This is a genomic window from Ruegeria sp. N10, assembly GCF_056531545.1.
The window spans coordinates 16,429-27,118 of record NZ_JBQFLY010000030.1; the positions used below are offsets into that span (position 1 = coordinate 16,429).

General features: G+C 53.2%; 5 protein-coding genes. 2 read left to right on the top strand and 3 right to left on the bottom strand.

Going from position 1 to position 10,690, the window contains the following annotated elements; translation table 11 throughout:
- The first annotated feature begins 391 nt into the window (after nt 1-391).
- Together ACR0JI_RS20805 and mobQ are read left to right on the top strand one after the other, a co-directional pair.
- Nucleotides 392-1,306 carry a homocysteine S-methyltransferase family protein gene (locus ACR0JI_RS20805; protein WP_480496443.1) on the top strand — a complete coding sequence of 305 codons (915 nt, stop codon included), beginning with the start codon at nt 392-394 and terminating at the stop codon, nt 1,304-1,306.
- 1,071 nt (nt 1,307-2,377) lie between these two features.
- Nucleotides 2,378-3,634, top strand: coding sequence for a MobQ family relaxase (gene mobQ, locus ACR0JI_RS20810; protein WP_480496441.1), 1,257 nt, complete (start codon nt 2,378-2,380; stop codon nt 3,632-3,634).
- A 289-nt stretch (nt 3,635-3,923) separates the two neighbouring features.
- Here mobQ and ACR0JI_RS20815 read toward each other — a convergent pair whose 3' ends face one another.
- The 3 genes from ACR0JI_RS20815 to ACR0JI_RS20825 all read right to left on the bottom strand — a co-directional run bounded on the left by ACR0JI_RS20815 (nt 3,924) and on the right by ACR0JI_RS20825 (nt 10,049).
- Nucleotides 3,924-8,624, bottom strand: a complete 4,701-nt coding sequence (locus ACR0JI_RS20815) for a hypothetical protein (RefSeq protein WP_480880372.1) — start codon at nt 8,622-8,624, stop codon at nt 3,924-3,926.
- Nucleotides 8,615-9,367 (bottom strand): hypothetical protein, encoded by a 753-nt coding sequence (locus ACR0JI_RS20820; protein WP_480496437.1) that lies wholly within the window; start codon nt 9,365-9,367, stop codon nt 8,615-8,617. Before ACR0JI_RS20820 ends, ACR0JI_RS20815 begins: the two co-directional genes overlap by 10 nt.
- A gap of 442 nt (nt 9,368-9,809) precedes the next feature.
- A complete protein-coding gene (locus ACR0JI_RS20825; RefSeq protein WP_480496435.1) occupies nt 9,810-10,049 on the bottom strand; it encodes an HTH-like domain-containing protein in 240 nt (79 codons plus the stop codon).
- Nucleotides 10,050-10,690: the final 641 nt, after the last annotated feature.

A 10,690-nucleotide genomic window follows, 5' to 3' on the forward strand; every position in this document is an offset into this window, starting at 1 on the left:
CATCTGGCAACTTTGCCCCGCTCTGCCGTCATTGCCCTATCGGAAATGCTGCGCGATGCACGAACGGCAGGTCTGGGAATCTGCCCTGCGGCGACGCTCGATCTAGCCAATGTCCGGATTGGGCCGGAGTGGTGGTCTGAAGACCACCTCCCACTCAGGATCCTGTGCCGCCTCCGATGTCTGGTTCGAGCCCACTCTGACCGATGCTGCGAAGAGCGCCAATGTCCGAGACATATCAATTGCCGTCATCCTTTGGTCTGACAACATGGTCATTTCCGGAACCCCATCCTATTGTAGTCGTGGAAGGAGGCTGCCTGAAAGTCGAGGATTTGTGCTCTCCCGCCTCGATCTGTAAAATTAAACTGAAACTGGAAAAAGGGAGTGGTCATAGATGAAACGTTTCTTGCCTCACGAAACGGATCAGAAATTTCTTATTTTCGCCGCGACCGGAACGGACCTGATTTTCAATCGCAGGGTTGAACTGCCTGGGTTTGCGTCATTCCCCTTGGTTGAGGATGCCAACGCCCAGCCGATTGTTGTCGACCAAATGCGCGATCTGATGAAGGTGGCCGCCAAGGCCGATCTGGGTTGCATAATCGATACACTCACGTGGATGGCAAACCGCGACCGTGCGGCACCGCTTGGCTATGGAGCTGACCGCTTGGCAGCTTTGAACCAGAAAGCAGTGGCCCTTATGTGCAACTTGCGAGACGAGGCAATGCGCGATGATGTTCTGGTGGCGCTCTGCATCGGTCCCTCCCGTGATGCCTATGCCAAACTTCCGCCCCTGACGGTCGCGGGCGCGCGCGCCTATCATGCTATTCAGATAGGCGCAGTGGCTGACGCCGGAATCGATTTGGTTAATGCGTACACTTTCAATCAAGTAGAAGAAGCCGCAGGTGCTGTACTGGCAGCCAAGGATTGCGGGGTGCCGATTGCGGTCTCATTCGTTGTGGAAACCGATGGCTGCCTGGACAACGGAACTGGTTTGGAAGAGGCGATTGATCGCGTCGACGCACTCACCGATGGGGCTGCGGCCTATTTCATGGTCAACTGCGCGCATCCCGATCACTTCAGCCATGTTTTGACAGGGCACCCGCGGCTGAAAGGAATGGCGGTGAATGCCTCGCGGTGCAGCCACGCTGAACTCGACAATGCGACCGAGTTGGACGACGGAAATCCGAAAGAACTCGGTGCCGAGGTTGCGCGCCTCGTACGCAGTTTCCCGGATATCTCTGTTGTAGGCGGCTGTTGCGGTTCGGACATGCGCCACATGAGAGAGATGGCGGCCTGCATCAAGGCATGAAACCATGGATTGCTAAGGCTTTATGACGGTGTTCAACTGTAACCAGTCAAATGACTGCAAGTACCTAATTTTACACGTTCGCTAAAGAAGAGCGAACTCACACTTTGTCCGCGATGTGTGAGTCCACTCAGTCTCCAATTTTGCAAGTGCTGCGAGCGACCGCTAAGCGGGCTGCGTCTGCAGCATTCTAGACCATGTTTGAGTGGCTGGTATGGGCCGTGGGGTGCGGGCTCATATACTACTAGTAGTGGCTCCCAGCAGTCCGTTCTGAGCCTCTCAGATGCCATCCAGTGGCATTGTGGTGCGAAAAATCGCTGAGAGCGCACTTATGCAAACTCTCCGCCTGTGGCTCCAAGATTTGCGTGCGATCTCTCTGGGGCCAAGCCCCGGCCGATGGCCATCCCCTTCGATGCGAAGCGCATCGAGATGGAAGGGCGCGCTGCCCCTTCCAAACCATCCCAACGGGGCTCCGCCCGTTCGGCAGCGAAACGCTCCACTGGAGCGTTTCCAAGTAGCTGCCTCACCCTGCGCGGTTGGATTGCGGCCGGAACGGCAGTCTCAAAACTTCGACCGATGCCCCACGGTTGGGGCCGGTCCGGTTTTGGCACTGTCGTTCCGGGGGGCGTCGATCTGTGGTGCTGTGGCCCTTGATCTCCACCGGGTTTGCCCAAGGCAAACCGCCGATGTGTGCCGCCAATCTCCCGCCCCTCATACCGGGGTGCCCGTTGGCACGGCTGGGGAGATTGGTGGACCGCATCGGCAGGCCCGCGCCTCAGAGGGTGTGCGAGCTTCCCGGAGATTGTCCGGGGGACAATCTCGCTCGCTCACAGGCACCACTTCGTGCGGGCTGTCTTTTTCCCTCCGGCCCCAGCGGTGCGAACGCGCACAGCGATCAAGGGCGGCCGGGGCTCCGCCCGTTCAGCAGCGAAACGCTCCCCCGGAGCGTTTCCAGGAAGCTGCTTCACCCTCCGGGAAAAAGACTGTTGCCCCGGTGGACCATGCCGGAGCATGGACCGGGGTCAGTGGCGGCGCGCGTCAGCATTCTTCGTATCACGGAGCGGGGTAGGGCGGATGGCCAGTTACCACCTTTCCGTAAAGACGATCAAACGCAGCGCGGGACGCTCTTCGACCGCGGCGGCGGCGTACCGTGCGGGGGAGCGCATCGAATGCCAGCGCGAGGGGCGGCTGCATGATTACACCGCCAAGCGTGGCATCGAAGAGACTTTCATCCTGACGCCCGAACATGCGCCGTCCTGGGCACAGGACCGGGCGGCGCTCTGGAACGCCGCCGAGGTGAGCGAGACCCGCCGCAACTCCGTCACCGCCCGCGAGTGGGAGCTGGCTCTGCCGTCCAAGATCAGCGCCGAGGACCGCTCGCAGATCACCCGGCAGTTTGCTGAAGAGTTGGTCAGCCGCTACGGCGTGGCGGTGGATGTGGCGATCCACGCGCCGCACCGGGAAGGGGATCAGCGCAACCATCATGCTCATGTTCTGACCACCACCCGGAAGCTGGAACCGGAGGGGTTCACGGCCAAGACACGCGTGCTTGATTCCGCGAAAACCGGTGGCGTTGAAATCGAGCAGATGCGCGGGGTTTGGGCCGAATTGCAAAACCGGGCATTGGAGCGGGTCGGGGAAGTGGAGCGGGTCGATCACAGGTCTCTGGAAGCGCAGCGGGAGGAGGCTCTGAGCCAGGGTAATGCGCTGAAGGCCGAGGAACTGGATCGTGATCCGGAGATCAAGCTGGGGCCAGCGGCCAACGCGATGGAACGCCGCGAGATGCGGGCGGCCAAGCGTGAGGGCCGCGACTATGAACCTGTCACCGAGCGGGGCAGGGCGGTACATGCGGCCCGGCAGGCGCGGGCGCTCTTTGCCGAGATGCGGGAACGACTGGAACTGGCGCGGGACACCTATGGGGCCGAGCGCGAGGCCGGGCAGGGGCGTGTGTCAGCCGGTCTGGCGGCGCTCCGGGCGGCAGCCAGCAAGGACCGAGGTGCGGATCGCGGTGACGGCGACATCCGGGATCGGCTGGCGCGAATTGTTGGGCGCGAGGAGCCAGAGGTCGGTGGGCAGAGTGTCGAAGAACCCTCGGACCTGCGGCACGTCAATGAGCGGCTGCGTGAAACCCTGGGCCGGTCGGAAGACACCGGGGCAGGGCGGGATGATGACAGCGCAGGCCGGCCGTCGATCCGGGATCGGCTGGAAGGCGTGTTGAACAAGCCGCGCGAAAAATTGGAGCGCGGTGACGGGCGGAATCGCGACGATGAACAGGAGCACGAGCGCGAGATAGATCGAGAGATAGATCGTGACCTGGGCCTCAGCCACTGAGGTTCTGTGGTAATAGATAGCCAAATTAAGAAATATCGCATTGCGATACGCCTTGCCTCAGAATTTCCGGGGCAAGGCAGCATCGAGGTCAAAACCTGACAAACCCTTAGAAAGGCATTGCCATTATTGGGTAAAGTGTTTTCTCTACCTTGGTATTTTGGCGGGAACCGGTTGTTTCTGTTCCACAGGAATGTGGTTTTCTTTGAGAACCCGCCAACGTGATTTACGTACTCAGCAACAATCAGTTCATCGCGCTGACTAACGCTGAGTATTTGATCAGGATACTGTATTACGCGAACAAGAAATCATCCTGTGCGAGAAGCCCGGCATTAATACCTGTTAGGGTGACTGTACCCTGACCAGCAACATCGATGACGGCTCCATCGAGTCCATCGGTGATCACAAGATCACTAAACTGAAGGCCGGTACCTTCGAAGCGGAGCAGGTCGATCCCATCTTCAAAATCGGTGATGTGATCGTTTCCGTCACTCAGATTAAACACAAACTGATCTGCACCGGCACCTCCCGTTATCGTATCGTCCCCGAGCCCTCCGTCGATGATGTCGCCAAACTTGGATCCCAAAATCACATCATCGCCATTGGTGGCAGCATCATTGACGGCGCGATCCCTGATGCCTGCTTCATCCAGCGTACCATCCGAAAACAATATCGTGGTGATGTTCGTGCGCTCTTGACCAAGCGCTTCGTAAAGGAGTTGGTCGCCCAACGTGATTTCACCATCCGGAGTTGAAATGAGAACACTTCTGTTCTGAAATCCAGTCAATCCGAACGAAACTTGATCGGAGCTATATTTGCTGAGATCGAGGGTATCTGCGCCGTTGTTAGAAAAGTAACCGACAATAAAGTCGTTACCGGAATGATAGACGATGGTGTCATCCCCGGCACCGGCGTAAATGGTGTCGTTACCGGCTCCACCACCAAGTACTTCAGAATAATTGGAACCCTGAATTACGTCGTCGCCATCGGTGGAACTGTCATTGCGGGCGCGATCCCTGATGCCCGCTTCGTCCAGCGTGCCATCCGCAAACAGGATCGTGGTGATATTGGTCCGGATGTGACCAAGCGCTTCGGTGAAAAACTGGTTATCCAGCGTGATCTGACCGTCCGGTGTCGAGATGATCACGTTGTTTTTATATTTTCCAGTAATTCGGAACGAAACCTGGTCCGCGTTGTACTTGCTCAGATCAAGGGTGTCCGCGCCGTAGTTGGACCAGTTGCCCAGAATAACGTCATTTCCGGACTCGTAGACAATGATATCATCGCCTTCTCCGGCAGAAATGGTGTCGTTACCGGCTCCACCGTTTATCGTCTCGGCGTAATTTGTACCCTGGATGGTGTCATCTCCATCTGTCACGGAGTCGCTGACGGCGCGATCCCTGATGCCTGCTTCATCCAGTGTCCCATCAGAAAACAGGATCGTGGTGATGTTCGTGCGCTCTTGACCAAGCGCTTCGTAAAGGAGTTGGTCGCCTAACGTGATTTCACCATCCGGAGTTGAAATGAGAACACTTCTGTTCTGAAATCCAGTCAATCCGAACGAAACTTGATCGGAGCTATATTTGCTGAGATCGAGGGTATCTGCGCCGTTGTTAGAAAAGTAACCGACAATAAAGTCGTTACCGGAATGATAGACGATGGTGTCATCCCCGGCACCGGCGTAAATGGTGTCGTTACCGGCTCCACCACCAAGTACTTCAGAATAATTGGAACCCTGAATTACGTCGTCGCCATCGGTGGAACTGTCATTGCGGGCGCGATCCCTGATGCCCGCTTCGTCCAGCGTGCCGTCCGCAAACAGGATCGTGGTGATATTGGTCCGGATGTGACCAAGCGCTTCGGTGAAAAACTGGTTATCCAGCGTGATCTGACCGTCCGGTGTCGAGATGATCACGTTGTTTTTATATTTTCCAGTAATTCGGAACGAAACCTGGTCCGCGTTGTACTTGCTCAGATCAAGGGTGTCCGCGCCAAAGTTAGACCAGTTGCCCAGAATAACGTCGTCACCAGAATGATAGATGATTACGTCATCCCCGTCACCGGCTTTGATCGTATCATTGCCCGAACCTCCGATAAGAACGTCATTGCCTTTCCCAGCATCAATAACATCATTGCCGGCTCCACCCGCCAGTACTTCCCCGCCATCGGTTCCGGTGAGGGTTTCATCTGCAGCAGTTCCGAGTACCTGTGTGGACGCAGCGGCTTGCCATTCAACAAGAGAAACGTTGAGCAGCGTGACGGCTTCATCGTTGCCGAAGGTGATCACCACATTATTGCTTTGCTGGGAGACCGTTGTCCCTGAAGGCGGCGCATTGGGATCCAATGCAACACCCGAGACTGTGATAACATGTGATGCAACCTGAAATCCGGAAAACGACTTGTTTCCGCTTCCCGGTGTGAAATCGAGTTCTGTGTGATCCTCGATTACTTCTGGTGGATTGGGATCCGGCATAACGGCATTAATGCTGCCATCGGAAATTAACGTTGTACCCTCGAAATATCCGCCAGCGACGAACCAAGAAACTTCGCTCTCGTCCTCGAAACCTGGATGCTCGGCAAGGCTATTGTAGCCGCCAATATCCATCCAGAAATAAATCTCAGCATTTCTTACATAAACACTTGGGTCGCCATCAAATCCGACATACCTTGCCTCATAAGAGCTGTTGAGAACAGCCGACGAAAAATCATACCCGTCCGTAAACAGCAAGTTACCGTTTTCATCATACTCGAAGAACTTTTCCCAATAGCCAATTGATACGCTCGTTTGAATATTGGTAATTTGACTGCCTAAAAACGTAGCGTCGAAGATTCCTGCAGCCCGCACTTTGTCGTACTGCGGAAAGCCAGTCGAATATGGTCCGGTGCTGTCTGTTCCTTCCCCAGTTACATCAAGAAGAGTGTCAAAAGACCCGAATTCGACGATTGGTGGTGGCGAAGTAGGGCCGCCTACGCTGGGATCGACCGCTTCGGAATACTCATAGTGCTGTATCGAGTACTGCTCCATGCGCACATCAATTGTTCCGCCGTAGTCTCCGTCCCTGACAAATGTGTCATCTTCATCCGGGTTTAGTACCACGGCATCAATTGCCGCCCAGTTAAAATCGCTGCCAAGCCCTAAAAGGCCCAAATCAAAACTGGCAAAGTTTTCTTCGGTCAGATCTTCAACATTTGCGACCAGAATACCCCCAGTCACGTTAAAAACGTCTGCTCCTTCGCCACCGAAAACTATTGCTGGGCCATTTCCGGTCACAAAGCCTATGTCGAATGTGTCGCCCCCGGCGCCCCCGGCAACCATGTTACCAGAGTCTATGTTGTTAAATGTATCTACCCCGTCACCACCTATAGCGATTTCGATATTGGCTACTTCGAGGTTAAGCGTAACACCGCCAACTCCCACAACAATGGCGATATCGCGCCCTTCGCCACCATCGACGACTGTATCATTAGCGTCAATGTAAAGGGTGTCATCACCTCCCAGACCGAGGAGTTCATCCGCACCATCGGCACCTTTCAGAATGTTGTTTTGATCATTGCCAGTGATGGTGTCATCAAAATCGGAGCCGATGACGTTTTCGAAGTCGGTGGCGATGAGAGTGTTGTCGCCGTAAGTTAACTGATTTGTAGAGAGGTCAATTTCAACCCGCTTGGTGAGTTGCGAAAAGTCCAAAGTGTCTCCAACGTCGTCAGAGTTCCCCCCAGCGTCAATTTCTGTAAGGCTAGTGTCTCCAACAAAGCTAACATGGTCGTCACTTTGGCCTAGGATGAGATTTTCGATGTCATAAAGGGCGGCAGATTCGCTGAAAGGTTCGCCAGCTTCCCCGTAGGTTACCACCGCGGCGAATGGGACACCGGGACTTTCCAGTGAACCAACGTTGACGCGTGTGGCGTCAATTTGACTTGAGGCAATATCATTCAAAAAGCTGACGGTGTCATTGCCTATCCCGCCATCAATCAAGTCAATGGATTGTTGGCCAGAGCCTGCATAGTTCGACCCAAATCCAGCGTTGATGTAATCATCGCCTGCGCTGGTATGGATAATGTCGGAATTTTCTGTAGTTGATAGATTGTCGCTTTGGTCTAAACGCCCAACTTGTATTTCGCCTGATCCAGCCGCATATCCGAGGAGAGTCGTCCCATCGATCCCGTATGCAATTTCCAAAAACGCTGCTAGTTTCCCAGCTGCGCTAGCCGCTGTACCTGCACCACTAGGGTAGCTAACTATTTGTGAAATTGCGTCCCAAATGTTCGCCGCAGTGTAGTTCTCAAACATGAACTTTATCATTGCTAAAGCATCATACGTTCCGTTCTTGTATGAGGCATCAAACGGTTTAGAGATGAGGTTCCCGTCAATATCAAAATCTATGTGCAGAATATTTTGAAGAAATTCACGTTCATATCCGAGCGCTAGAAACAGTGGGTTTCCGGCCCAGCCACCCAGTTCTCCCCCAAACAGAACTGCGGCAGCTGCGGCAGCGTCAACAGAAGCTAAGGTCTTGATGTCGGGCACGGTGTGTGGAGGGACTTCTGAAGAAGTTTGTGTTGGATCAGATAATTGGTTGTAAACAATCCGCGCCATCGTATTCGATATCTCATTCATTTTCTCAACCGTTACTGCCCCTCCAGTGCGAGCATCAGCTTGAGCGTTGTTGTAGTTCCGAATGAAATCTGCTTGACTGCCGACGCCAATATTGACTTCTGCAGCACCTCTCAGCCAGAGCCAGACAGGTTCTTCAACCCCTGGCTGACCTTCGACAATTGAAGCCAGTGCTAGATAAAATGACGCTTCGGGATGAGAATCTAGATGGCCAGTTGCGTCCAAACCTAAGTAAGTTGAGTAAAGGTCCGGAGCGAGTTGCGCGATATAATCTGCTCTGGATATCTCTTCAATCGTACCCTTAAAAATGATGTTGTTGGAAAACTCACCGTCTATAACTGCCTTAAGAAATGTAAGTTGCTCTTGGTTTAATTGCATAGTTTCTTACCAGTGTCCTTGACTTCAGTGTTTTGAATCGCCTTTTCGAGGTCTGACAGAGGCTTGGACCAGTCGCGCATGTCCAAGTATTCCCAATCGAAAGCAGAAACAGGCCAGTGGCCTTCTAAATCTGACGCTGTATTGAACTTCACAGTGACCATAGAATTGTTGCGTCTCAGGCCCTCAAGAAGGCAGTTGCGCCTCTTGGGATCTTCGCTGTTGAGTACCAAGCCTCGGTTGCATGATACTTTAACAGGCAAGCGAAACAGCTTTGCATGCGTAGGAACAAAAAGCTCAGTACCGGATTCAAGCGTCCTATTTTTTGGAAACGTACCCATCCAAGTATCGAAATCAGCCCAAACCCCACCGTAGAGCCTTAGTTCACTAATTTTGTAAGGCGAGCTTTTACCAAGCATTGTTTCCAATAAAGGAGGCTGAGATGACCTTTCGCTCGGCGAACCAAGAATAATCAACTTGGCCTTCAACGGCGCTTCATCGAAAATCTTCTGGAGTTGTTCCGGTGTCATTCGATCCAAGGATCGAAAATCTTTCAACGAACCATCGGGCTGTATGATCTGCAACTGCGGAACCAGTGGTACAATCATATGTTGCTCACCCAGACACACAGAAAGGCTTTCTTGAACCTGCACTTCTTCGATATTGCTTTCAGCAGCTACGGCGAACGATAACAAAGAAGAAGTTGTCACTCCCGCCATCAGGCCCATCAAGTTTATAAATTTCATGCTATTGATTCCAAAGGCGAGGATGCAGCCCATACCGGTAGCTTGGGTTCACTTGAACAGGTGACGCTTAAAATAGTCAACACTAGATTGAAACGCCGATGGATATTCAATCATAGCGAGATACCATCAAACAACTAAGCTAATGCGATTTCTAGTGTTTTGGCTTAAAATCAAAGCCTTGCCCTGTCGACCAACCGGTAAAACAGATGGATCATAATCCATTATGTCGACCTCGACATAACTGCTCATAATGCCGATTTCAGGATAATATGGGGGACACATCAGAAACCACATGAGTATTTGACAGACGCGGAGTTTGCTAATGTTTGGAGCTAATTCTCATTAAGTTCGTTTGTGACATTAAGGGTGGTGACCTGGTGACAGAAACTTAAGAGTTTTGTCACCAGCGCTCGTTCAGGGTATGCTTTGGCGAACCCTCCCCCTAGATTTTAGTCACGTCCAGACCTGCCTTTTTCAGCCGTGGTGCAATCTTCTTCATCTTGCCGAACTCGGTGCCAAACGATGAACCTATTCCAAGAGCTTCGCAAAATTCCTTCCCGGTGACATTTTGTAGAACGTCTGAATGCTTGATGACTTGAAGGTGGAGCTCAGCCACATAGGCGTTGCGTGGCGCGTCGTTGATTGCTTCTTTGATCATGGAAATCACTTGATTGATGGGCATTTTCATATCCTCGGCGTTTGATGTGGTCTTTAGCGCAGTGCTTTATGCATTAAGCTTAAAGCTTGATGCACTACAAGCTTCAAAAGATTAGCTAAATACCCTTGGTCTAAACCCACCTGTCAAAAACGGTCGTTATTGTCCAAGCCCCATGCACCCCCCCCAGGATCAACCGCTTAGCTAGGACAAAAACCCCCGGCAAAACCTTTGCAGTTTTGGCAGGTTTTTGTCTGGGTTGAGGAGGGGCGTCCGCTACCATCGGTCAATGTCTGCTTACGGGAACGCTGCGATGCAGCATTGAGCCGCACACTCAGCGTCCGGTTAGGGCCGTTGGATAGGTTGTATAGAACAGGGTAGGGACTTGTGCTGCTTCTGCACCGAGGTCTGCAGTGAGCCCATTTTGCTCAAGCGACGCCGTGCAGCGAATGTCTGGTTGTCTATGCGCGGCTGCACTTAGTGTATAGCCCAGTCGTGAGATCAAAGTGTGAGGTCCCAGGTTTCTTGCACGCTCTCACTGCCAAAGTGATATCCGGAAATGCGCTCGGTCAAAGTGAATCCGAATCTAGCGTAGAGCGCGCGTGCGACTACCTGTGTCTCGTGGGTCATTAACGTCATGCGTTTGAACCCTGATGCACGCGCGTGAT